At 42.4% G+C, this 24709-nt stretch carries 19 protein-coding genes and 1 pseudogene; 5 read left to right on the forward strand and 15 right to left on the reverse strand.

Annotation, left to right across the window (positions count from 1 at the left end; genetic code table 11):
• Positions 1 to 39 precede the first annotated feature (39 nt).
• From MSSIT_RS15165 to mmrce1, 3 genes are all read right to left on the reverse strand, one after another.
• Positions 40 to 588, reverse strand: a complete 549-nt coding sequence (locus tag MSSIT_RS15165; RefSeq protein ID WP_048173422.1) for a rubrerythrin family protein — start codon at positions 586 to 588, stop codon at positions 40 to 42.
• A gap of 336 nt (positions 589 to 924) precedes the next feature.
• Positions 925 to 2256: an MFS transporter gene (locus MSSIT_RS15170; protein ID WP_048173423.1), complete on the reverse strand. Its 1332-nt coding sequence runs from the start codon at positions 2254 to 2256 to the stop codon at positions 925 to 927.
• Entirely contained in the window at positions 2253 to 3122 is an 870-nt protein-coding gene (gene mmrce1 / locus MSSIT_RS15175) for an MmRce1 family CPBP family CAAX prenyl protease (RefSeq protein ID WP_048173424.1), read from the reverse strand. Before mmrce1 ends, MSSIT_RS15170 begins: the two co-directional genes overlap by 4 nt.
• Positions 3123 to 3612: 490 nt before the next feature.
• Here mmrce1 and MSSIT_RS15180 point away from each other — a divergent pair, with 490 nt between their 5' ends.
• Positions 3613 to 5382 (forward strand): metallophosphoesterase family protein, encoded by a 1770-nt coding sequence (locus MSSIT_RS15180; protein ID WP_048173425.1) that lies wholly within the window; start codon positions 3613 to 3615, stop codon positions 5380 to 5382.
• Entirely contained in the window at positions 5379 to 8603 is a 3225-nt protein-coding gene (locus MSSIT_RS15185) for a DNA double-strand break repair ATPase Rad50 (RefSeq protein WP_048173426.1), read from the forward strand. Before MSSIT_RS15180 ends, MSSIT_RS15185 begins: the two co-directional genes overlap by 4 nt.
• Before the next feature lie 25 nt (positions 8604 to 8628).
• Here MSSIT_RS15185 and MSSIT_RS15190 read toward each other — a convergent pair whose 3' ends face one another.
• Positions 8629 to 9423, reverse strand: coding sequence for a C15orf41 family protein (locus tag MSSIT_RS15190; protein ID WP_048173427.1), 795 nt, complete (start codon positions 9421 to 9423; stop codon positions 8629 to 8631).
• A gap of 444 nt (positions 9424 to 9867) precedes the next feature.
• Positions 9868 to 10605, reverse strand: coding sequence for a hypothetical protein (locus MSSIT_RS15195; RefSeq protein WP_048173428.1), 738 nt, complete (start codon positions 10603 to 10605; stop codon positions 9868 to 9870).
• A gap of 172 nt (positions 10606 to 10777) precedes the next feature.
• On the opposite strand from MSSIT_RS15195, the gene MSSIT_RS15200 reads away from it, so the two are divergent.
• The gene (locus tag MSSIT_RS15200; protein WP_048173429.1) at positions 10778 to 11065 is read left to right on the forward strand and encodes a hypothetical protein; all 288 of its coding nucleotides are present in this window, start codon (positions 10778 to 10780) and stop codon (positions 11063 to 11065) included.
• Positions 11066 to 11450: 385 nt separating this feature from the next.
• Here the strand turns inward: MSSIT_RS15200 and MSSIT_RS15205 are convergent, their stop codons facing one another.
• From MSSIT_RS15205 to MSSIT_RS15220, 5 genes are all read right to left on the reverse strand, one after another.
• Positions 11451 to 12887: a transposase gene (locus MSSIT_RS15205; RefSeq protein WP_048173430.1), complete on the reverse strand. Its 1437-nt coding sequence runs from the start codon at positions 12885 to 12887 to the stop codon at positions 11451 to 11453.
• Positions 12888 to 13990: 1103 nt separating this feature from the next.
• Positions 13991 to 14335, reverse strand: coding sequence for a hypothetical protein (locus MSSIT_RS15210; RefSeq protein ID WP_048173431.1), 345 nt, complete (start codon positions 14333 to 14335; stop codon positions 13991 to 13993).
• On the reverse strand, positions 14313 to 14477 hold the full coding sequence (locus MSSIT_RS23550; RefSeq protein ID WP_156158873.1) for a hypothetical protein: 165 nt from the start codon (positions 14475 to 14477) through the stop codon (positions 14313 to 14315). The genes MSSIT_RS15210 and MSSIT_RS23550 overlap by 23 nt, the downstream gene beginning before the upstream one ends.
• Entirely contained in the window at positions 14478 to 14804 is a 327-nt protein-coding gene (locus MSSIT_RS15215) for a hypothetical protein (protein ID WP_048173432.1), read from the reverse strand. It abuts the gene before it with no gap.
• Positions 14801 to 15094 (reverse strand): hypothetical protein, encoded by a 294-nt coding sequence (locus MSSIT_RS15220; RefSeq protein WP_048173433.1) that lies wholly within the window; start codon positions 15092 to 15094, stop codon positions 14801 to 14803. Before MSSIT_RS15220 ends, MSSIT_RS15215 begins: the two co-directional genes overlap by 4 nt.
• Positions 15095 to 15920: 826 nt before the next feature.
• On the opposite strand from MSSIT_RS15220, the pseudogene MSSIT_RS22490 reads away from it, so the two are divergent.
• Positions 15921 to 16085: pseudogene (locus tag MSSIT_RS22490) on the forward strand (transposase); the annotation flags it as partial.
• Between the two features lie 481 nt (positions 16086 to 16566).
• Here MSSIT_RS22490 and MSSIT_RS15225 read toward each other — a convergent pair.
• The 4 genes from MSSIT_RS15225 to MSSIT_RS15240 all read right to left on the reverse strand — a co-directional run bounded on the left by MSSIT_RS15225 (position 16567) and on the right by MSSIT_RS15240 (position 19839).
• Positions 16567 to 17418, reverse strand: a complete 852-nt coding sequence (locus MSSIT_RS15225) for a ribose-phosphate diphosphokinase (protein WP_048173434.1) — start codon at positions 17416 to 17418, stop codon at positions 16567 to 16569.
• 96 nt (positions 17419 to 17514) lie between these two features.
• A complete protein-coding gene (gene moaC, locus MSSIT_RS15230) occupies positions 17515 to 17982 on the reverse strand; it encodes a cyclic pyranopterin monophosphate synthase MoaC (RefSeq protein ID WP_048173435.1) in 468 nt (155 codons plus the stop codon).
• Between the two features lie 97 nt (positions 17983 to 18079).
• The gene (locus MSSIT_RS15235; RefSeq protein WP_048173436.1) at positions 18080 to 18265 is read right to left on the reverse strand and encodes a hypothetical protein; all 186 of its coding nucleotides are present in this window, start codon (positions 18263 to 18265) and stop codon (positions 18080 to 18082) included.
• A 71-nt stretch (positions 18266 to 18336) separates the two neighbouring features.
• The gene (locus tag MSSIT_RS15240; protein ID WP_048173437.1) at positions 18337 to 19839 is read right to left on the reverse strand and encodes a bifunctional ADP-dependent NAD(P)H-hydrate dehydratase/NAD(P)H-hydrate epimerase; all 1503 of its coding nucleotides are present in this window, start codon (positions 19837 to 19839) and stop codon (positions 18337 to 18339) included.
• A 666-nt stretch (positions 19840 to 20505) separates the two neighbouring features.
• Here MSSIT_RS15240 and MSSIT_RS15245 point away from each other — a divergent pair.
• Positions 20506 to 21972: a DHH family phosphoesterase gene (locus MSSIT_RS15245; RefSeq protein ID WP_048173438.1), complete on the forward strand. Its 1467-nt coding sequence runs from the start codon at positions 20506 to 20508 to the stop codon at positions 21970 to 21972.
• A gap of 181 nt (positions 21973 to 22153) precedes the next feature.
• Here the strand turns inward: MSSIT_RS15245 and MSSIT_RS15250 are convergent, their stop codons facing one another.
• On the reverse strand, positions 22154 to 24643 hold the full coding sequence (locus MSSIT_RS15250) for an oligosaccharyl transferase, archaeosortase A system-associated (RefSeq protein WP_048173439.1): 2490 nt from the start codon (positions 24641 to 24643) through the stop codon (positions 22154 to 22156).
• Positions 24644 to 24709: the final 66 nt, after the last annotated feature.

Here is a 24709-nt window from a genome sequence, read left to right on the forward strand (position 1 = left end):
TTTGGTTCAGCTGGAACCAATAGCTAATGTAAGAAGCTCTTATCTAAATGCAGTAAACTTCTCTTTCACGGCACCGCACACAGGACACCTATCTGGAGCTTCCCCTTCGAGAGTGTACCCACATACTTCGCAGATGTGGACAGGCCCGAGGTCGACGTCATTTCCTGCATTAACCGCATCGAATGCTTTTTCAAAGAGCTGTTTGTGCAGTTTTTCAGTGGCATAGGACCATTCGAAACTTCTCTGCGCGAGTTTTTCTTCCTGGAACTTTGCTACTTCTATGTAGACGGGGTACATTTCTTCTATTTCGAATGTCTCACCGTCGATTGCAAGTTGAAGGTTTTTCAGGGTATCCCCCGGTCCAAAGGCTGCCATGCTGTTTGCGACAAAACCCCCGTTGAGGTGTTTCAACGCTTTATAATGGTCGCCTGCATGTACGTATTCGGCATGGGAGATTGCCCGGAATAAGCGGGCTACGTTTGTGAATTTTTCTTTTTCGGCCTGGTTTGCAAAATGCAAATACCTCATATGGGCCTGGCTTTCCCCACCAAATGCATTGATCAGATGCTGTTCTGTCATTTTTCTCATTTTAATAACCCCTTTATTATAAAATTCGATGGTTTATATCCTCAGGACTTACGTATTTTAGAAGTAAAATAAAGTGTGGGCAGGTCTGTCACAGAAATTCTTATGAGACCTTTTGAAATTTCATGCTATCTCTTCTGTTTAACTGTGTAAGTCTGAGTTCACGCTTTATTTGAATTTAGAGAATAAAAGTCTTTTTAATCTGCTAAATTATTTTATACAGTTGGCGTTGGGTGAGGAATTCTATTCTGAAGGCGGTATTAGCTAAAAAAATACTATGAATTCAATTTATAGGTTTACTCTGACGGATTTAGTATCCGATTTCTGATAATTCTAAATTTACGTTTCAACATAATATCTATTTTGGGATAGCTCACCACCCTTACCTTCAAAATCTTCTAATTGTTTTATTCTTTTATTTTGCCAGATCAACAGAGCAACCACCGAAATCATTAAGCCGGAAATTATAAACATTAAGGCAATTCCTCTGCCTTCTCCTACTCCAATAATAGAACCAGCTGTTTCAGACAATAAACCCTCAGGTTCTAAAAGCGGATTGAATATTTTGTCTGCTAAAAAACCTGCTACTGCATAAGCTATGATGTAGCCAAGATAAGTAATCATAGAAATAATCGACCACACACGCCCCTGTTTACTGTTATCAATATTTTTTCGAATTAAAACTTCAAGAGATGTATTAATAAAAGGCAATGTGGCAAAAAACATAAATCCTGCTAAAGTGACAAAAGCTATATTTGTTGAAAGTCCGAGATTGGCAAAAAATAAGCCTGACATGAATAGTGAGATAGATAAAGTTTTTACATGTTTGTTTTTGCTGCCAAATACCCCGATAAACAGGCTTCCGATCAGTATGCCTGATGCGCAGATCGATTGAGTGATCCCTGCCGCTTTTACTGTTGTTAAATTTAGCAGCATCGGAATAATAAGAGATTGAAGCAATCCGACAAAAAAGAGCACGAGCATAATAGTAATAATCAGATTAACCACGCCTCTATTTTTCGAAAATTCCTGAATACCTTCTCTAAGGTCAGCCAAGTTGTTTTGTTCCGATTTCGTAATTTGTGTTCTGCCCAGGGTATTTCTTATCCATATAACAATGGAGCTGGCAATTAAGAAAGTGGTAACATCAATTAAAAAAACAAATTTGATATCCATTATTGTGAGTATAATCCCGGCTAAAAAAGGAGAAATTAAGTATTGAGCCGAACTTGCTAACTGCACCAATCCACTTGCTTTGGCATATTGATTTTCAGGCAGGAGATCCGTAATCAGGGCCTTATAGGCTGGTTCCTGAAAAGCTGAAAAAATTGAACTGATTGCAATCCCAAGATAAATTTGCCAGAGTTCAATATTGCCTTTCAGCATCATAACAAATATGAAGAGAAGCCCGAGCGTTGATCCTGAATCCCCGAAGACCATCATTAAACGTCTATCATAACGGTCTGCCAGTATACCTCCATAGGGCTTTAGCAAAAAAGGTGGCAAAAAAGCACACATGAGTATAAAGACATAGCTTGAAGCCGTACCGGTTTGTTGGTATACATATACTCCTAAGGAAAAAATAGTAAGGCCACTACCTATTATTGAGATGAATTGTCCAAACCAGATAAAAAGGAATTTGGAATAGTGATCTGTAGAATTATTTGTCACTCAGTTAACTCCCGTGGTCCTGTCATTTTCGGTAACTCGTCAACCCCAGTAGTAAGATGTTCTTTCGAAAAAGCCATCTCTTTGTCTAATATGATAATAATTGCAGCAACGACAGTAATAAGCACTGTTTCAATGCACTTTGCAAATTGGGTCATTTGCAGAGCTTCCTGCAAGAAATTGATGGAAATGTGAACGAGAATCGCTGCCAGAACACTTTTTCCGTTTTTGATGTAGATCCAGCTGACAATCACTCCAATAGGGACGATGCTGACAAAAAAATTCACCGCATACCAGATGTTTTCGTGGAAAATCACGTACTGATACATGTCATTGACAAAGATCAGCGGGAAGTGCCAGAGCGACCAGAGTATACTGAAAACAACCGATGCCGTAAAGAAAGTGTGCCGGCTTTGCAGACTTTCAAAGCCGTATCCTCTCCATCCGAGCTCTTCAAAAATCGAAGCCAGGATAAGAGTAAGAAACGCGGGGACAAACCCTGATGAAAAAGAGTATCCTTCAGCAAATTGAAATTGAGAAGTCGATCCACCAAATGGAAGAGAAAGAAAAATAGATGCCAGAACAGTGAGTGGCATTAGTAACATAAATGCCAGTAACACTTTTGGGTTTATTAACCTGAGATTAATAAACCGATTGATAAAATCCTTTTTTAAATACGAATTTTTGGATGTAAATATCATAAATAGTGCAACAAAAAAAGGTACCATCAGTCCTAGTAACGCTAATAACATATACAGTCCACTATCATCATGAAAACTTAAATATGCCGCTGGAAACCAGAGAGCATAGGTTATAATATAAACCATAATATAATAGGTTCTGGGTTTATACCTGTAGTTCGGAATCATCTTTCTTCCACCTTTTAATCACCATGACTGTTTCTGATTTTTTGCTATTCGCCCTGATTTTTGCAGTCAAAAGCAATAAATTTGTTTTTAATTTTTTTATTTAATAATAGAAATGACAGATTATAATAACGCTTTACATTATTTATGTAATATGTGTTTTTTTATTTGAAAATCCATGATGTTTTATATAACGAGTAGATTTGAATCACATAGATGCGCTTTATATGATGAGGTACAAGAAACAATTTGCTGGCAAGAAGTGAATTGATAACATAGCTAATATTTGATTGTCTAATTTTTCCTGTGTAAGTGAATGTTTTTTATCTATTTGTAGCTCTCCGGTTCTAACCACTCCAGCGCGTTGGTCGAAATGATAAGAACAATGTTCAGGCTTCGCTGGATCAACATGAACTCTTAACCACGAGTCTGTGGAAATCAGTTAAATACTAATATACAAATCCCTATACCGTAAAAACTGGAGACTGATATTATGGACCGGGAAATAAGGATACTCCACACTGCAGACACGCACCTGGGATACCGGCAGTACCACAGCGAGGTACGGAGGCAGGACTTTTTTAAGGCTTTTGAGTTGGTCATTCAGGATGCGGTTGACATGCAGGTTGATGCTGTTGTGCATGCGGGAGACCTTTTTGATTCGAGGAATCCGACCCTTGAAGACCTCCTTGAGACTATGAACATTCTCTCCCGGTTGAAGGCTGCAAACATACCTTTTTTCGGAATTGTCGGGAACCACGAGAGCAAGCAAACTACCCAGTGGCTGGACCTCTTTGAAGAGATGGGGCTTGCGGGAAGGCTCGGGAAAACACCGAAGCTTGTCGGGGATACGGCAATCTACGGGATTGACAGCGTCCCCAAGTCAAAAATTCCTCTTTACGATTATTCAGGATTTGAAGTACCGGAGTCCCTGCCGGAAAACTGCAGGAAGCTCCTTGTGATGCACCAGATCGTACAGCCCTTCCCGTATGCTGACTGGGACTGCGCCGAGGTGCTTGAAAACCTGCCCTTTAAGGTTGATGCAATTCTCCTTGGGGACTACCACAAATATGAGAAAATAAAGGTAGGGGAAGGGGAGACCTGGGCTACGTACTCGGGAAGCACCGAACGCAACAGTGCGTCTGAAAACGAGCCCCGTTCTTACAATATTATCACTCTTTCCGGGGAAGGGCCGGAGATCAGCAGGAGGACCATCCCTACCCGTAATTTCCTTTTTATCACGGCAAAAATCGATGGGGGAGAAAAGCCTTACGAACAGATCTTTTCTGCAATAAATGAACATCTTGAAGAGATTCCCGAATCTGTCGTGTTTCTGGACATCTCAGGAGATTCAGACTCAGTTCTTTCTTTCAGCGAGATCGAAGAATACCTGTTAAGCAAAGGAGCTCTTGTGTCAAAGGTGAAAGATGCCAGGATAAAAGAGAACCTTCCCGAAGAGGTTGTGAAAGTCGCATTTTCCGACCCGGACCATGCAGTTGCCGAAGAGATACGCAGGATGAGCTTAAACGACGGAGGGCTGATAGTCGATGAGATCATCCGGAGCCCGGACGTTTCAAGGTCAAGGGTGGACGAAGAAACCGAGAACCGGCTTTCGAGATTGATTGAAGCGATAGATTTCAAAGACCCGGATTTCAGGATAGAGATCCCTGCCAGCCCTGTAAGTCCTACAGACTCTATTGATCCTGTCAGTCCTATAAACACCGTAAGTTCTGCTGACCCGGTCAGCGCTGTTAGTCCTGAAAGCTCTACTGACCATGTAAGCTCTGTCATAATTGAAAATCATGAAAAATCTATTCCGGCAGTTGAGGCTGAAAAGGTTGAAACTCTTGACCCTGCCGGAGAAACTGAATTTGCGGCGGGAATTGCCGGCAAAACCGAAACCTTGCGGGCTCCTGTCAGAATTAAAAACTCTGAATCTCTTAACGAAGCACTCAAGAAGAGTTATGAAGCTCCTGATAAGGTCCGTGAAGCCCCTGATGTGAACCCTGAACTTCCTGAGCCCCTTCCGGCATTTGAAAATACCGGCTCCCCTGAAACCTTTGGGTCGTGTGAGAAGATTGTTTCATCAGAAATCCCTGAAAAGAGTGGGGTAGAGGCAGATTCTGAAAAAGAGGGCATGGATAGAGTTGAAAAACCTGCTCATGATCCGGATAAAGCTGCAAAACCGGTAAAACAGAGCCAGAGAAAAGGAAAAGGAAAGTCTGCCGTACCCAGACAGTATAACCTTGGTGATTACCTGTGAAGCTGAAAAACCTGTCCATAGAAAACATCCGGAGCTACAAAAAGCTGGACTTCGCTTTCGAAGACGGAGTGACAGTCATTTCCGGGGTAAACGGGAGCGGGAAATCAAGCCTGCTCGAAGCCTGCTTTATGGGGCTTTTCGGGAGCAAGATCCTCTCAAAGGACTTTGTGCTTGCAGATATGATCTTCAAAGGAGCTGAGGATGCAAAAATCAACCTGGGCTTCGAACATCTCGGGAAGGAGTATCTTATTGAGCAGGCTTTCAGGTACTCTTCAAAAAGTGAAAACGCTTCCAGTTCAAAATGTGTGCTCTATGCTGACGGAGAAAATATTGTTGACCAGGCAACCCGCACCTATGAAGAGGTCTGTGCCCTCCTGAACATGGATGAAGAGGCATACCGGAACTGCGCCTACATCCGGCAGGGGGAAATTGACGTGCTTATCAATGCAAAGCCAAAGGACAGGCAGCGCATGATCGACGACCTGCTCCAGCTCGGAAAGCTTGAGGAATATCGCGAAAGGGCAGGGTATGCAAAGACAGCTGTCCGAAGGCTTGAAAGGGACACAAAAAATAGCTTTTCGGGTGTGAAAGCCGAAATCGAAGGGATTGAGAGTACGGAGCCAGTTAAAGCCCTAAACGGACTCAAGCAAAAGGTGAAAGAAACTGATGGCTCATTAAAAGAACTTAACGAGAAAAAAGATTATGCTGCTGCCCGTAAAGGAGAACTTGACCTCAGGATTGCCGAGTACAGGGAACGCCTGCAGGAAATTGAGGTTTTGAAAGAGGCTATCCGGAAGACTCAGGAAGATAAAGCCGGCTGTTTTAAGGAAAAAGAAGCTTTTTCCGGAGAAGTCCAGGGTCAGAGGCGCGTTTTGCTTGAACTTGGGGAAGAAAACGCCGGTTTAAGAGAAGATTGCGGTTTTGGAGACCTTGAAATTGAAGCCCTTTTGTTGCGGCAGGAAAAAGAGGAGTCTTCTGCCAGGGAAAAGGTAAATGCCTTGTCAAAGGATCTTGCTCTCCTCCTGAAAGAAGAAGAAACAGGTTCGCAGGCCTTATGCGAGCTTGAAAAAGAAAAAACTGAAGCTGAGCGCACCCTGCTTGAGTGCAGGACCAGCATCGGGGCTGCAAATAAGGAAATTGAAGGGTACAGGGAAAACATAAGGAAGCTTGAAGAGGAGAGCAAAGGGCTCGGAGAAAAAGCAGGTTTTAAAGCAGGCTCAGGCGCCGCGGATGAAATTGCCCTGTTGATAAAGGAATTTGAAGAAAAGGAAAGCCTTCTCAGGGACCGGAAAAACGAGGTATCAACAAAACTCGGGCTTACTTTTAAGGAAAAAGAAACCTGTGACCTGAACCTTGCCGAGCTCGAAAAGGAGCTTCAAAACTCCGGGGCTGCAGTCCGGAAAGGAAGCACGGAAATCGAGGCTCTTGAAAAAGAACTCAGGGAGAACTCAAAAGCTGTACTGGATATCCAGGAGCAGAAGTCCGAGGTTTTGGCAGAGCTTCAGGGACTTGGTTTTGCCGCAGACCAGCTCGAAAACCTTGAAGATTTCAACGAGCTCCTGCTGGAAAACAAAAACAGGCTTCATGGAAAAGAAAAAGAGCTTGAGGCTACTCTAAGGGAACTTGAAAACAGCCTCCGTAAAAACCGGGAGCTGCTTGCTGCGGGGAAGTGCCCCACCTGCGGGCAGGAACTCAAAGGGTCAGAAATTGCCTGTACAGCCGAGGAATGCGAAGATAAAATGGAAAAACTTAGCTCCGAACTTGCGGACATAAAACTCCAGCACGCGGAGCTTGAGAAAAAACTCACCCGGCTCAAGGATGCAAAGAAGCTGGAAAAGCGAATTTCGGATTATGATATTGAAATTGAAAAACTTCAGGAGAAGGCAAAAGCTTCCGGCAAACTGATTGAGACACACAGGGCCCGGATAGAGGAAGACTCCCTCAAACTTGAGAACCTTGATAAGCGAAAACAGGAACTTGAAAGCTCAGGGACTCAGCTCCTTTCGGACATTAAAGCCCTGCAGGCCAAGGAAGCCGAAGCTCAAAAAGCTCATAATGAAGGCGAAAATGCCCTCCGTGAGGCAAAAGCTCTTGACAGGAAGTTTGCCGAAAACACCGCCGAAATCGAAGCCCTGAACGGAAAAATCCGGACTTCCCTTGCCCTTATCGAAAATTATGGAGAGAGACTTGGGGAGCTAAATGATAAGTTAAAGGCACTTGCAGAAAAGGAAAACCTCTCAAAAGAAAAACTCAAGGCTCTTGAACTTGCCCTCGAAGCTGCGCGGAAAATGGAAAATGAGGCCAAAATAGCCCACGCTGAAAGTGAAAAACTCCTGGTACAGGCCAAAAAGCTCCAGGTTAACCTGCTCCGCATAGAAAACATCAAACATAAAATCTCCGAACTTGAGGCTGCTATAAGGAACCTTGCAGAAAAAGTGGGTTTCTTTGACCGTGAAATCCTTGAACGCAGTGAGAGGGCAAGGCAGCTGGGAGAAAAACTGGAAGGAAACAGGCTTTCCGAACTCCAGCAGAAGCGAGCCCAGTTTGAACAGGCGCAGGCAAAAATCACCGAGAACATCCGGGAAAAAACCGAAGAAAAAGACACCCTGCTCAAAGAAATCGGCATGCTTGAAAATAGCTTGAAACGCCTCAGGGAACTCAAAGAGGAATTCAAGTCTCTTGAAAACAGGCAGCTCTACCTTGAAGCCGTCTACAGCAATGCCGAAGAGCTTGAAGATACCTATCTGCGCGTCCGGGCAGATATGCGGGCAAGGAACATAGGCGCCCTTTCCGTCCTCTTAAATGAGATGTTTGCTTTCATGTACACAAACAACGCTTACTCCCATATCGAGCTTGACCCCGAATACAACCTGACCGTCTACAGAAAAGACGGCACACCTCTTGAACCCAAACTCCTCAGCGGAGGCGAGCGTGCAATCTTCAACCTTGTCCTGCGCTGTGCCATCTACAGGCTCCTTGCCCTGGGCTTTGGCGGAGATAAAGCCGATGGGCTCCCTCCCATGATCCTTGACGAACCCACCGTTTTTCTTGACCGCGGGCACATCAGGCAGCTCTTGAAACTCATAGACATGATGCGCAGCATCGGAGTCGGCCAGATCATAGTGGTCTCCCACGACGACTCCCTCATCGATTCCGCAGACCACGTCTTCCAGGTAGAAAAAGACCCTCTTACCAACATGTCCTCAATTACAAGGCTGTAAAAAGGCTTTCATTATTTGGCTTTTATTACCAGTACACAAGGTAGTTGAACAATTCGTCAGTCTGCTCCTGGTATCCCTCAAAAAAGCTGTAGTCTTTTATCAGGTAGCCTTCGTCTTCGGAGGAGAGGTCTTCAAGGAAGCCGTACCAGTAGACAACCATGCCTTCTCCGAAAATGTTGGCATACTCCCGGAACTGTTTCTTTGAGTAATGTTTGTGTTCGAAATCGTCCCCGAAGAGGGCTTTGCTTTCAATCCAGCTGACCATACGGTCTTCTATGCAGATAGGGGTTGAAAGGACGAAATCCGGGGTTTTTCCGTCTCCCTTAGCCCGGATTTCAGCTTCGGTGCAGTAGGGAATCTCCCTGTCGTCAAGCCATTTACGGATGATCTCCTCCCCCATTTCGCCTTTTTTGCACTGCATCTCATGGGCACGGGGGGAAAAGAAATAATCGGCATCAAGGGCTTTTCTGACCTCTTTTCTCAGGCGGCGGTTTTCTATGCAGTCGAGGTGCTTGAAGAGCCAATTAATGCTTTTTCGGGAGAAGTCGCAGTTCTTGAGAATCAGGGAAGCCATGAGTGTCGGAGGGAAAAATGTATACTCCGCAAGTTCAAGAATGGACCTGCCCTGCTTCCACCTCATAAAGAGCTCCTTTTCCCTGAAATAGATCCTCCTGTGCTTGAACCTTGTCATTTTCACGATCTTCTGGTTAAGAATGGTAGCAAGCATGCCCGCAGGTCTGGAATATTCTTCTGAAAGGCGAAAAACGTCTCCAAAGTTGTGCAGGGAGCCGTATATCTTCTGGTATGTCTGGCGGTCCATCCTCAATCATCATAGTCCTTTTCTTGTTTTAACATAGAAAATGAAATCGAATAACATGAACGAAAAGCGAGCTAAGGTAATAAATCGGAGTCAAGCCACAATGCCGAAAGACATTCGTCAGGCCGGTTCTGCAGGCCTGTCTGGAAACTCAGGAAACGAAGAAAGCATTTTTCTCATTTTTGGGCTCTATACGTTTTTTCCATAACTCCGGCCTGCGACTCCTTTTTAAATTAATTTGAACAATTCCGGATAACGATAAGTTTACTCCAGGTTAATTCTGGAGGTTAATTCTGGAGGTTAATTCTATATTGCCTCTAATCATTTCAGAAAACTTCTGTTCACTCCGTTAATTTTGAGTTTGCAAAGTTACCCTAAATTAATTCTGCTCTTATAAGTTAATTTTGACTTGTTCCAAGTTTACCTATTTTCTCAGAGAGGAATTTTTTAACTCCAGAACTCCTCTTCGTAATTATCAGGGAGGTCTATATCCATAAATTCATCAAGTTTTTTACGTTTGTCCCTTTTTTCAGCTGCTTTTCCCGGTCTTTCTTCCCCCCCGGAAGGATAAATATTTTTCTTTTCTTCTTCGTCATAGGAGGAAAATATTGTTGAATGCTTATCCCTGGAGATTATTTTCTCCTGAACTTTTGGTTTTTCCTGAGTTTTTGGCTGAAGCTTTGCATATATAATCGTGTCTTCTTCGACAGGGTCTTTTTTCAACCTGGATTCCAGCCTGAGGGAAGCTTTCTCAGCCTCACTGGAAACCTGCCTGTCCTGCAGCTTTTTCTCGGGATCTTCTTCAGGGTGTTTCTCCGCTTTTTCGTCCACAATTGCTTCATGGCGTCCAAAGAAACATTTCCGGGCATCTTTTTCCTGAGAAAGTTTTACCTCCCTTCTTTCAAGATGTCCTTCTGGAGGTCTTTCTACCGGTCTTGTAGGGGTCCAATCTCCTTTCCCGGAGATGTTCATTCGGGGCAGAGGCTGTCTCCCTAACTTACGGAAGGTGTCTTCAGCGTAGGTATCTTTATTCCGGTCATCTCTGCCGGACCTTACTTTACTTGTTGCATTGTAGCCTATAAGGCAGGTAGGTTCTCTTGTTCTCCATTCCAGGCAGAAGAGGTGGCATTCCCGCCCTTTACATGTCTGGTTTTCATCAAGTGGGCAAACTTCTGGGAGGGTCATAATACTATGAATACGCAGAATATAAAAAATAGTTAACGGTAATAAATTTGGAGTAAAATGATTCGAGCCCCTTTCAGGGTGGCGAGTTCTGAGTTTAGAACCGTTACTTTCACCAGGCTTAGAAAACCGATATTATAAAGTCAGATGATAGATTGACTGAAGTGAGTATAAAATGGGGATACACAATTATAAAGATAACTCCCTCAAACGAGCTGAACTCAGAATTCGAGAAGCGGAGTATCACGAGGAAAACAAAAACCTCATATTGCTTTTTGAGAACTTTCTTTTTGCAGAGCCCCACGGAGGAGGGTTTGAGAAAGGAGTGTTTAAAGGAAAGTCGAATTTTGCGCCCTTCGGGTTCTATGATCGTTTTTGGGGAATTATTCGAAACATTTGCAGTTATTATCTCTACTTATCTCTACTGAAGCTTAGGGAAATAGCTACTGGAAACTTGCAATGAAGGCAAAAGGCCAAAAACTTTGGAAAATATAAACAATACTCGTTTGAGTAAACATTGAGTGTTCAGAAAAAACAATAGCAAGAAAAATTGTGAAAATTGAAAGGACATCTGTGGAAAGTCGTTTCAATCACTACTCAAAGGAAGCTTTTACAAGCAATTTGTGTGATTATATATCTCGTGTAATTTTATACAAATTATTCAATCTGTAATAATAGAATAATCTTCGTTTTTTTAGTCATATTATTTTTTCTTTGTTCTATATATTAAGTATATAAGCACTATCATTAAAACAGCGAAGATCACGATATGTATTGCAGGTATTCCATAAATCATTATTGCATTAGAGCTTATAGCCATGGTATCACTATGTTCTTTATTTAACACCTTAACTCCCATTTTTTGTAGGGAATATGTTGAATTTGAGAGTTTTATCTAATTCTCTTACTTTCTTAGGAACTTCAGTAATGATACTTTTTTCACCAAAGTTTATACTTTTCACTTTTCTAAACTTCAATAGGATATCAATGGGTGAGACCTTGTCATTTATCTCTGCTTTTTTAATTGCCTTCAACAATTTACAGTACGCATATAATGAAAGAAATGCCACAAACACATGCCCATAAACGCTCTCATCATCATGAAGATACAATTTGTCAGCGTCTAATGTTGTTTTGTATGCATCAAACAACTTTTCAATCGAGTCTCTTTTTTTGTAGAGTTCATACATCTCCTTTTTTCCTATGTCGTAATTGGAGATAATCAAGAACTTCCCTGCTCTATTTTGTTTTAAAGAGTACTCTTCATCGCTGATCTTCCCTTCCTCTCTCTTTCTGAAGATCGTCTTCTGTTCTTCAAGTCTTAGATCCAGGTCTTCATATAAATATAGGAACCTATTTCCTAACTTTCTTTTACCACATTTGATGAGTCTATCATGATAGATGAATTCTTCATTAAGGTGTATTCTTGTGTCATAATAGTGGCTGTTCCTTTTTGTTGGTAACACAAATTTGATATGGTTTTCTTCTAAGCAGTTAAGGATGTTCTCTGAGAAAAAACCACGATCAAGAAGAAGTATCTTATCGCTGATATCCAACTCTTCTATTGTTTTGTATAATGTCTTTATGTCCTTCACACTGCCTGGAACTGATTTGATCATAGTAGGCATTTCACTATCAAGACCACAAAGAAGGGCAAAGTTGATTTGGGGAACTTGAATACAGTCTTTGTTGTAGCCTTTTTCAGCCTGTAGAATATTCATAGATCGAGAGAAACAGGAACTTAAGTCATAGACGAGTTGAGTGTCTGCATTTTTGAGATGATTGAATAGCTCATTCTGCCCAAACCTATCACAACCTACTTCCCTTAACACTTTTGAAAGATTGGATGGATTAAGATTTGGTTTTATACCTTCAAGATTATAGAGATCTTCCCAAGTATCTTTAATTCGTTTGAGGGGGACATATCCATTTACACGAACAATTGACATTGCATAGAGTTCTTCCCAATATTCCGGAAAATTTTTCATGAGAAAAGGTTTGAGCTCTCCCATCATATTATGTAAAATCATTGAATTTCCATAGTCAGTGACAGAGTGAGGCACAGGTATCACATTAGTTTTAGGTTTCTCACCTTTAGGTATAAAGCCGTAATCTTTGTCGAGTCTACCAATGTAAACTGAAACTTTACGACCCTTCTTAATTTTTTTGTCATATTCACTCGTAGAGCGATAAACATAATGACAAGCGCCTCGAACTTTGATTTCAAGACATTTTTCTCCAGCTTTACGCTGATCTTCAAGCCAGCATCTTGCCCAGGGTTCCATAATCCCTATTATGTAGGGAATATAGGCATATATAAGTTTCGATTTGAAATCGTTCTACTGATATTAAAAATGAGAAAAAATAAGCAAATTAGAGGATATAGTCCCTATAAATAGGCAGAGTTAAGGTTAACAATTCTTTATTTAACAAGGGATTACAAAACTTGATATAGAATGGATAAGTACTGTTAAAGTTGACAAAATTCTATTAATTTCAATAAATCATGCGTAATATAATTTTTTAATCATGTTGAACTCCATAAATATCTTTTATCTAATTCCTTATAAGTTTTCTGTCCATAGTCTTTAACAATCTCAGTTCCATATATTTTCTTATATATTGTCAACTCCAAGCTTTTGTTTTGGCAACTACTATAAAAAATCGGCAAGTTTAAATTCATATTTGATTTTTTTTCGGATCTCTATTGGGAGAAAATGTGTATAAAAATTTAAGAAAGATGGATGTGCCATTCAATAAATAAAAAACTCACAAATAATTCCTATTTATGTCGAATCACACGTGATCAAACTGGGTCTCATGATCACCAGGATATGATTTTTTGTTATCGTTGTCGCCTCTCCAGATCTCGTCAGGGATCCTGTCTGGGAAGGCATCACACTTATGTTTATGAATAGCTTTCAGGCCATCAAATTTAATTTCACTCTGGATATGAAAATGCTTGCAATATGAGCAGACAGGACTATAGATGATTTCTGCGTCAGAGGAGTCATCTAAAACGAATTATTCTTCAGCCGTGTTTACCACTCCATTCGTTTATAGTCAAGTCCGAGGTCCCGTGAGACACGCTCCCATACCATATGGTTATGAAGCATGTTCCACTCTTCATTTGATAGTTCTCCAGAGATAACTCGAGGAGCCAACTCTACATTATACTTCCTCATCATATTTTTTATATAAAGGTTTTATCTTTTCATCAAAGTACTTCTTATTCCACCCGGATTTCCCAGGTCTCATCGAGTAAATGTATTTTTTTCCACAGGCTCAGGCTTCACCCACTCTATAAGTTGATGCAAGTTTTATGTCGGGCAGGGAGAAAGACGTGCCATGTGGATGGTTGTGAGCGAAACTGTTGCCCCTGGTTTTTTCAAGTTCTCCCGCATTGAATGATACTGAACTTTTTGTCCTTTCTTGGAGAAGATAATATCTCCTTTTTTGTCGAGGACTGTGGCAGTTTCAAAGTCATTATCCTTGATATCTTTCTCATGCTCCCGGAATATCTCTTCAAAATCGATCTTTTTACTTCAGTTTTCTTCTCCTGTTTCTCTTCCTTCTTCTTTTCAGTCTTAGTCTCTGTCTTGTTAGTTTTCTTCTTTGTTTCAGTCTTCTTTATGGTCTTTCCAGATTCTTTGAAAGCCCACTCCCTCTTTTCCTCATCCCAATACAACCCGGCTTTCTCCTTCTGCTTCTCATACTCTTCGTGGTGTATCAAGATCCGGATCATCAAAGAATACAACAGCTAGATGTCGGAAGTTAGGTTTATGCAGCAGCTGCAGGGCCATATCAGACTCAGGAGTTCCATAAGTGAAATACTCTCCCACGATTGCAGAATGGTCAGGCTTGGTACCTCTCATCTACGGGCCCGACAAACCTCCACATGTTCTGCCCTTCCTCTTGATATGCAGCTCCTCTGCCCTCTTATATGCTCCGTGCGTAGAGGTCCTGGCAAGCATATCGGCATAGGCTTCCACGTTTGTTTTATAGGCTCTAGTGATCTCTTTTTCTACCTTCTTGAGTTTCCTATCCTTGCCTACATCGATTAATGTCCTTATTTGGCCTGTGCGGCCAATGGTGACAGTTTCAGAGCCGCCCCAGATATCCTCTGCACACTTCCGGATCTCGTCCTTGAGGGTCCTGCTCCGGACCTTCTTGTCTGATGATACCCAGGCCCGGTCTTTCAACTGCGCACCGGCCGTCTCGTTGAACTCGGCAATGTACCCGAAGTATTCAGCTGACAGCTTCTCGATCGTTTCCTTCTGGACCTCCGTGAGTTCTTCGGAAGAGCTTTGGAAGTAGCTCCGAAAATCTGAGGAACTACTTCCACGGAGGAAACTTGTTTTCTTCTCCCCTGCCTGCAGGCCTGCGACAAATCCCCCGATATCTTGATAGTCAGAGCTGCAGCCTGGGCAGCGTTGATAGTTTTAACCTGCTTGTCGATGTTCCTGTCCAGGACCTCGGGATCAATTGCCAAGCAGATCCCCCACAGCTTTCCCTATCGTCGCTACTATATCTATCATACGATGTTTTGGTTCTCTTTTATAGAGATCATCGATGAGGTCTTACTAAATCCTTAAATTTCCTTTAGTTGTTCTTACTTATTCATATTTTAGTAGATAATTTTATTACTAAGTAACTACTATCATTTAGTTGGCTAGCTTCAAAACGAACTCTTAACCCCCCATACCCCACATCTTTTTTAAATATTGAAGCTGGCCGCTATGAATAAGCAAAAGAGTGTTTTGCAAAGGCAAAATTAGAAGGTTCTGATACTAAAAATTCAAAATCTGATGAAGATTATCCGCGCGAGTACATACTCGAGTAAGTATATCGTTCAGATATAGGGTTGGAAATTTAGCACATCAAGATTTCATGGTTTCGAATTACATCTCTCGAACTTTTGTTGGGTGATATAGGTATCTCGAATTTCTTGTACGCTACTGAAATAAATTCACCATACAGATTTCATAAAGTTGCCTTAATTCAAATTCACTCCGTTTCTAAAATACGAATTAAATAAAAGAGTTGATTATTTTCAAATTTTTCAAAGATTATCGGCCAAATATCTTATATTCCTATTTAATGGATGAGTTTGGAAAAGCATATTATGAAGAAAACAAGAAAAATAAAACAGTAAACGCCACCATAAAAATTTAACAGTAGACATTCTTTTACGATGATGTCAATCTCGTTTATGTTGTAAATAATCTTCAAATTCAAAGTAGAAATCTTGGAATTGTTTGATAGAATCTACAATATCTTCAAAATAATCCATATCTTCAAAACATAAGAATAGATAACCAGGTTACAGGGCAAGAAGGTGGGTCGTGGAAAGGACACATTCTTGGCTGAATAGATTCAGAAGGCTGCTGATTAGATGGGAAAAGAAGATTGAGAATTATCTAGCAATGCTACATTTCGCATGCGCATGGATAACTTTCAGAGCAGCAGGACTTTTCGGATAGGCTCTTAGCATTCTGTTCTATTTCATTTTATATCTGTCTAGTGTTTAAATATTTTTAGATAGTAGTGTCTCTCGTTTTATACTTACGTACTATAATTAGAAAGATATTTAATAATTGAACGCTATTGATTAATTGCCAGCTTCAATAATACACTGCCAGTTTAAAATCCATGTGTACTCCCTTATAGGATTTTTCCCTTGAAGCTGGCTTGTTTCATAGATGTTTTTATTACTTTCACCAAGCTTGAGTTTTTTTAATATATTGTACATTTACTATCTTTTCTTTAAGTGGGGATTGAAAATGTATATAAAATCAAAGTGTCCGGTTTGTGGGAGTAATAATTATCACAATGTCCAGGTCCGGATCGCAGACATCTGTACTATGTCTATCCTTCCCCTTCGTGAGGAGGGTAAAAATAGAACTGAAAGTTTAGTAATTTGACGTTTTTTAATCTATTCTATATGGGCTCTAAACTCAGAGTTCACATCCCTCTCAGGGCTTCTGCAATAAGAGGGGAAACACTCAGCAGGCTTTCGGCCTTTTCGAGGGTATCGGTTGCGATTATATCTTTCACTCCTGCGTTGAACAGCCTTAAAGCTGCATTTCTTGTAAGGACCGGGTGCACACAGGCAAGGTGTACATCAATTGCTCCCTGGGCTTTGAGCATCCGGATTGACTCTGCCATTGTCCCCCCAGTTGCAATCATGTCGTCTACCAGGACAACGTGCCTGCCGGTTACATCAAGGTTTTTTGTCTTGATCACAACGGTATCCCCGCTGAGCCTTGTTTTCTGGAGGTGGTCATGGTCAAAACCATGCTCTGCAGCTACATTCTTTACAAGTCCCCGGGCACCTTCATCGGGGGCTACCAGCATGGGGTTTTCGAGGCCCGAACCTGAAATGTATTCACCCACAAGTCTTGCCGCATCAAGATTTACGGCAGGGCAGGGAAAGTGTTCCAGTACGCTTCTTTCGTGAATGTTTATCGTAAAAACCCGGTCGGTGTTAATGCAGTGGGCAATAGCGCGGGCACTTATAGGCTCGCCGGGCTTGAACTTCTTGTCCTGCCTGGCATATCCCATATAGGGGATCACAACATTGATTTCGGCTGCCGCCTCACAGGCATCGATAAGCTGGAGCAGGGCAACAAGATCCGAATCCGTGGGCGTGCTCTGGATCAGGGTCACTTTTTCGTTTTCTATTTCGTCTGCGATTCGAAGGTAAAGTTCTCCGTCAGGAAAACGGTTAAACTCGCAGAGTACAGGCTCTGTCCCGAGAGCCCTGGCCGTGCGGCTGGCAAGTAACTGTGATGCTGGTCCACCTATGATCTTCAAGATTCATACCTCAGTTTGCCGTCTTGATATATTCCATCCTTTAAAAATCTTATTTTTAATGGACCCTTATTTTTCCGGTTTTCATCCCTCGAATCTTTACCCTTTGAGCTTTTCAAGTACCCTGATATTTCTTATCATTGTATGCGGGTAGTTCCCGGTTTCATCCTTTTCGGCAGATTTCACCATGTCCCAGACTGTAAGCAGCGCAACCGAAACTCCTGTCAGAGCTTCCATTTCAACTCCTGTTTTCCCGACGGTCCTTACCTCCACAACTGCAGAAACCGCGTCTTCTCCTATCTCGAAGTCCACATCTATCCCGGTTATCGGGATCTGATGGCACATGGGAATGGTCTCGGGAGTTTTTTTAACTGCAAGCACGGCTGCAACCCTTGCAGTTGCAAACACATTTCCTTTCTCCACGGCCCCTGTCCTTATTTTTTCGATGGTTTCAGCGGAAAGTACGATTTCTCCTGCAACCCTTGCCATCCTGGAAACATTGCCTTTTTCGCTTATATCGACCATTCGCGCCCTACCGGCTTCAATATGAGTAAATGACTTTTCCACAAAATCACCGCGTTTTTTATCTCTCTGGAATTCTACACAGCTATCTGGAAGGCTATAGAACTTTTAATCTTTTTGTAATTTCTTCTCTTTTTTCTGTTCAATCAATCCTGATTTGTTTCCGCTGTGAGTAGTCCTTAATTGCCTGCCCCAGTTTCTCCACCAGTTCCTCGGCTTCTTCAAGGTTAAGCTTTACAACTTCTTCATCTTCCCCGTGGAAAATCGTAAGCCTTATTCTTGTCCTTTCGATTTCCACATCTATTTTCCTCTCAAAATCGTGTGTCATACTCTGTTCCCCCTTCATGGTATAGAATTTATGTTTCAACACAGAATTATTACTTTTGCATTACTTCAGTTTTATCCGATTCCTGCTTCTTTGACTATTTCAGGAATCCTCTCAATCACGTCAGTTGCAAGCAGTGAATTTCCCGTTTTATTGAAGGCCAGGTCTCCGGCTGCCCCATTGATGTAAGCTGCACAGGCTGCGGCAAGGAACGCCGGGTTTCTGGAAAATAGCGATCCTGTAATGCCTGCCAGTACGTCTCCGGTTCCTCCTACGGTCATGCCCGGATTTCCTGTCCTGTTCAGGAGGGTCTTTTTTCCGTCAGAAATAATGTCTATCTTTCCCTTCAGGAGAGTCACCACACCTTTTTCCTCCGCAAATTCCCTGATAGCTTTTTCGCGGGCTGCAAGGGAGTCCGGAGTTTCCATGTCTCTCAGGCGTTCAAATTCTCCTGCATGCGGGGTCACTATTATTTCACAATTTCCTGCAAGGGTTTCAAAGAGAGGGCCTGAAAGGGCTGCAAGGGCATCGGCATCCAGGACTACTTTCCGGCAGAAGGGTAGAAGCTTTCGAACGGTTTCAAGGGTCTCTGTTGCTCTTCCAAGCCCCATTCCCATTACAACCACATCATGGGAGTTGATAAGGTCCGGGAGGACGGACAGGTCTTCGGGGCAGAGTACGTTTGAAATGAGTTTCCTGACAATAAGGTCCGGAGAGTAAGAAGCTACAATTCCGGATACGGATCCGGGCACTGCTACTGTTACCAGATCCGCTCCTGTCCTGAGGGCTGCAAGGGCTGCAAGCGCCGGCGCTCCGGAGTAAGGGCCTCCCCCTATAATCAGGACCTTTCCGGCATTTCCTTTGTGTGCTTCAAGCTTTCTCTTCTGAAGCATCTGCAAGTCTCCAGGCCCTACATAGTGTTCCGCATCCGCGCAGACTCCGATCTCTGCAACCTTTATCGTGCCTGTATACTCTTTTGCCTGCTCATTCATGAGCCCGGCTTTCATGCGATGAAAAGTTACTGTAAGGTCTGCATATACGGCTTTTCCAAAATTTCCTTTGTCAGGGTCAAGCCCCGACGGGACGTCGATGGCAATTACGGTTTTTCCGGCTTTCCCTTCGCTATTCATAAGGTCTATTGCAGTTGACTCGGGCTCTTTTATACTTCCCTTAACCCCGGTGCCAAAGATGGCATCAACAAGCAGGTCGGCTTCCGAAAACCACCCGGAAACTGCAAGCTGGCCCGAATCTCTGGTTTCAAGGGTCTGTACCCTGCTGAACTTTAACAGGGAATAATTGCGAAACGCTTCTTCAGTTCCTATATCCCGGTCTTTTCCGAGCAGTATCACCCTTACCACATATCCGGGAGTGCCTGCAAGGTGCCTGGCAGCAACAAAAGCGTCGCCACCGTTATTTCCTCTGCCTGCCACAAACAGTACCTTTCCACTGCCAAGTTTTTCCTTTACACTCTGTGCAATAGCTGCACCCGCATTTTCCATTAATTGAAGCGGAGACAGTCCCAGATATGAACAGTTGGTATCGATCGCCTTCATCCGTAAAGAACTTATATATTTCATGCTGGTTGCCTGCAGGTCTTTTAATATGTTATTATTTCACAAAATCCGAATTCTCTATAACTTCTCTATATTACCTGAATTTCATGATCGCTTTTATACTGAAATCTTTTTAAGTAAACAAAATTCATCCGGTGTCATTAAGTATAGTGTCATTAAGTATATACGCTACATTCAAATATAACATGTATACCGGGTAGGGACCTGTTAAATACTTCAAAAAACCGGGCTACTCTGCAGGAAAGAAGTTTATACAGTGACCTCAGCAGGATCATACAGAGATTTAAGCAGGATTCTTCTCTTGAGTCTTGATTTCACCCTTACCCGGAATAAGTAACTTCATTAATGGTAACAAATGTATAGTAAGAGGAACTAAGAACTAAAGTTAGCAGATTTAAGGAAATATCTTATTCACCCTCTAAAAACGGATTAATATTTAGTATTTAAATTCTAAAAACGAAAATTGAGTTAAATATCAAAGTTATTTCATATAGTCAAATTAGTATTGAAAAATAATCTTAAATAGCCTTATGTCTAACAATTAATGTTTTACTTCTAATCGTGATTCAAATTAAGAGAATGTGAAATATTGTAACCAGGCAGGGATTTGTTAAATGTTTGCTTTCCTTTTCACATGTCTGGACTTACAGGAGAGCAGGAGGATAACTTTTGTCTAATTCTTCAAAAGATGCGGATAGCAGCCTTAAGAGCACTGTTAAACCCAGGTATCTTATTCTGGGGAGCGGAAGTATTGGTTTTGCGCTTGCAAAAGAGCTCAGGGAAAGTAATAAACTTGTAATTATTGTAGATAAGGACGAAGCCAAGGTTGAGACCCTCAGAGAGGAAGGTTTTGAAACCATTCTCGGGGATATCTCTGACCCCGAGCTGATTAATAATATTGACCTTAAAAATGTAGTTGCAATACTCTTCCTGAGTTCTAACAATGAGGCTAACAGGAAAGGAATTGAAAACTTCAAGAAAGTATTAAACCCTGATATCCAGATCTTTTCCCGTTCTTCGGATATAATCAACAAAGAAAAGATGGAAGACCTGGGGGCAGATTACGTTTTCATGCCCTCGAAGCTTGTTGCAAGTTCCCTTTCACGTTCCCTTGAGAGGGCTGAGTCAGTCCACAGAGGTAACAGGCTTGCCAGGTGGCTGAAAGGGATAAGAGACAAAAAACTTGCTATCGTAATCCACGACAACCCTGACCCTGATGCGATCTCTAGCGGGCTTGCGTTAAAGGAAATTGCAACAAGCCTGGGAGTCGAAGCCAATATTCTTTACCACGGCAAGATCGGGCATCAGGAAAACAAGGCTTTTGTAAATCTTCTCGGGATTGACCTCAGCAAGATGGAAGAGCATGATCTGAAGAACTTCGATGAAATTGCCCTGATAGACTGTTCTATCCCCGGTGTTAATAATATGGTACCTCTCAACTCCTATGTGGGAATCGTGATAGATCACCACCCTCCCGGAGAGACCGAAATAAAGGCTGATTACATAGACATCCGGCCGAACTTCGGGGCAACAGCCACTATAATGACAAAGTACCTGCAGCAACTGAATATCAACATCTCAAAGACTCTTGCAACGGCTCTGCTTTACGGGATCAGGACGGACACTCAGGACTTCAAACGAAAAACCGATCCTGCAGACCTCTCAGCTGCTTCGTACCTCTATCCTCTTTCAAATCATGGGATTCTTGACCAGCTCGAGCAGCCTTCAATGGCTACCGAAACCCTCGAAGTGCTCGGGGAAGCCATAAGGAACCGGCAGGTAATCGGGAGCTACCTCCTTTCAAATGTCGGGAACATCCGGGATAGGGATACTCTCCCTCAAGCTGCAGATTATCTCCTTAGCCTTGAAGGGATCTCCACAACCATTGTCTTCGGAGTCACTGAGGACCGCATCTATATCTCGGGCCGCAGCACGGATATCAGAGTCAACCTTGGAGAAATTATGCGTCAGGCTTTCGGAGAAGACGCAGGAGGGCATGCAAATGCAGCAGGTGCCCAGATTCCCCTCGGAGTTTTCAGTGCCACAAAAGACCGGCAGACCCTATTGAGGCTCGTTAACGAAGCAGTCGTCAAGAGATTCCTGAATGCAGTTGGAGTTGAAAGTACGGCAGAATAAGCCGGAAAAATTAGTAATCGGAAAAGTAGTGTTTTCAGCCGAAAACCCATCATTTATCTTCCAAAAGGAGAAAAGAAGGAAAGATTTTTCTCTTTCCATCTATTCTTCGTGTGTTTTTTATTCTCTGGATTTTTTTTATTCCCAATATTTTTCATTCCCTTGTTTTTCTACTTTTAAAACCTTATTCTTCATTTTCGGCTTCATTTTGGGGAATGTTTACCTCTATTCTGGTTCCGTTCTGAATATCGTTTTCAGTTACCTGAATCCCTTCAATGGTTGAGTTCTCCCCTGCGGTCAGGGAATAAGCAGATGTTGCATGAACCCCTTCTCCGGTATTTTCGGTAGAATAGGGCACGGTTATTTCAAATGAACCATTTTCGTCTGCCATGGCCCCGTTCTGGTATAAGAATTCCCTCCCCGTATTCGAGCTGACCTCAAGTTTTGCAATCACGGTCGCGTTAGGAGCTGTGGTACCTGAAAGTATGGCCCCTTTAACATATTCGAATACCTTTACGGTGTTTCCGCTACTGTTTTCATCCTCTGTGGTGTTCGGCGAGCTTTCATGGACCAGCCTGAGGTTTCCAAGCCCTATCCCGTCAATTTCGTAGAGTTTGTATATCTCTGTATCCATATAGGCCTGTTTGGCAGTTGCAACGGTCCTGAGGCCTGTTTTTTCCTGAACAGTTGAGACGTTGTAATAGTCTCCTATCTCTTTTCCTGCGAGTTCAACAATAGATCCGAACTTACCTTTTGCCATTTGTGTGTCGGTTATTACATATTTTACATTAAGCTTGTCCATTATTGTTTTAGCTTCTTCTTCGGAATTGGAAATAAAGAAATTTGCAGAATCTTCTACCCCTGTCTGGAAGTTATTGGAAACTGCGGGCCGTTTTCCTATATATACAATCCAGTTCCCGTAGTCCCACCAGCTAAGGACCCCGTATTCGGGGGTTTCTGTGGGGTCAAGATAATAGGAAGTTGCAGGGGTTGAGGCTTCAAGCCAGTTGAGAGAGTCTTTCCATTCAGGATCAATTGAAGCCGGATCCTTAGAAAAAGAGACCCCAAACCATATGGAGGGTACAAAGACAAGTCCTATCAAAGCCACTCCTGAAACCAGTTTGAAGTAATCAGGTTCGGCTGACGTGTTTTTTGATTCTGTTGCTTGTCTGTTTTTAAATTTCGTTTTTGATCCTGCTTTTTTTCCTCTTTTAAGTGAGGAATCCGGTACCTTCTCCGTTTTATTTTCGGGTTTTACCAGCTTTTTAGCTTCTGTTTCGAAATCAAGGGATTCCAGCAGTACCCAGAGGATGTATGCTGTAAGGATTGAGATATTCACTGCAAAAAGATAGGTAAAACGTCTTTGTGAAAGAGCAAGATATGCATAAAAAAGTGTCCATAAAAGGAAAAATACCCCTTCAGGTTTTGCCTTTTCTCCTTTTAACTCAAGGACGAACAGGAAAAGTCCTGCCAGTGCCGCCAGAAAAGTAAGCCCGAAACTTCCCAGCACCGATGAGAAGGTAAGCTTTCCCTGCGAAGTCAAAAAGAGGGGCACTGCTTCGGAAATTGTGCCTATGTATTCTCCTTTCCCCGAAAAAAACCTCAGGCCTTCAACAATGAAACCATAGTATTCGACGGAAAATATCCTGACGAGAAAAAGCCCTGAGACTAAGATTAGTATTAAAACGCCGGGGTAGTACTTCCAGTCCATTTCTTTCTTTGAGACATATATTGAAAAGCCCCATAAAAGGAATAAACCTGCGAGCATAATCAGTACATATACGACCTGGAACCAGGAAAGATACATCGCACTCATTTCAAGCCCGGGCCGGATTTCTCCTGCTGCGAAAGGAATTGTGAACAAAAGCGTGGCAAGCAGAGTTATAACCGAGCAGATGAAGAGGTAATCCGATTCTTTTCCTGCTTTAAGGTCTATTGTTCTCTGAACCAGCGCGTAAAGGCCAATAAAACTGATAAAGACCGGGCCCCCCACCCAGGTAAAGATAATGAGTGAAAAAAAGATTCCTGAGGCTGCTGCAAGTCCCAGGGGATTTATGAGGTTTTTATCGGAAGATATGTTTTTGAGTGAACTTAATGTGAGGTTTTTTTCCCCTGCCAGTTTTATGGCAAGTATGAATAGTGCATAGGCTGCCGTTGAGAGGAGTACTTCAGCTACGTGATGGTCGGCTGCCCCAAAGCGGGATATGTATACATGGGCCGGGAGAGTAGCAAAGACGAAAGCTCCAAGAAGCCCTGTTTTTTTGTCAAAGACCGAAGCTGCCACTACATAAACAGGAATTACGGTCAGGACTCCGAGCAGTACTGGCAAAAGCGCCCCTGCAAATTCTACAGTATGCGTATCAGGCTGTCCTCCTCCTATAATTATTGCAAGCAGGGCGCCTAAGAGGTCAAAGAATGGCGGCCATCCAACCTCAAAACCATATGGGTAGTTAAGATAGGTATCAAAGTTAAGGGAATGAGGAAAACTGGAGACCGTGTATAGAATGCGCCGCATATGATAATAGTCATCATATCCCGTGAAAGTTATGCCCCCATCTGCAGTGAGCGAAGCATAGGTGAGCATACGGATGAGAAATGCAACTGCTATAATCGCAAGGATAGAGATTATTCCGAGTTTGTAGTTGGAAGTTAGCTGTTTTGACTTTGGAGGCATCGTGATTTTATTCGTAATGATCAACTCGGTTGTATTTTATTACTTTTGCCAGGTTTTTTCGGTAAC

The sequence above is a fragment of the Methanosarcina siciliae T4/M genome, assembly GCF_000970085.1.
Lineage (GTDB): Archaea > Halobacteriota > Methanosarcinia > Methanosarcinales > Methanosarcinaceae > Methanosarcina > Methanosarcina siciliae.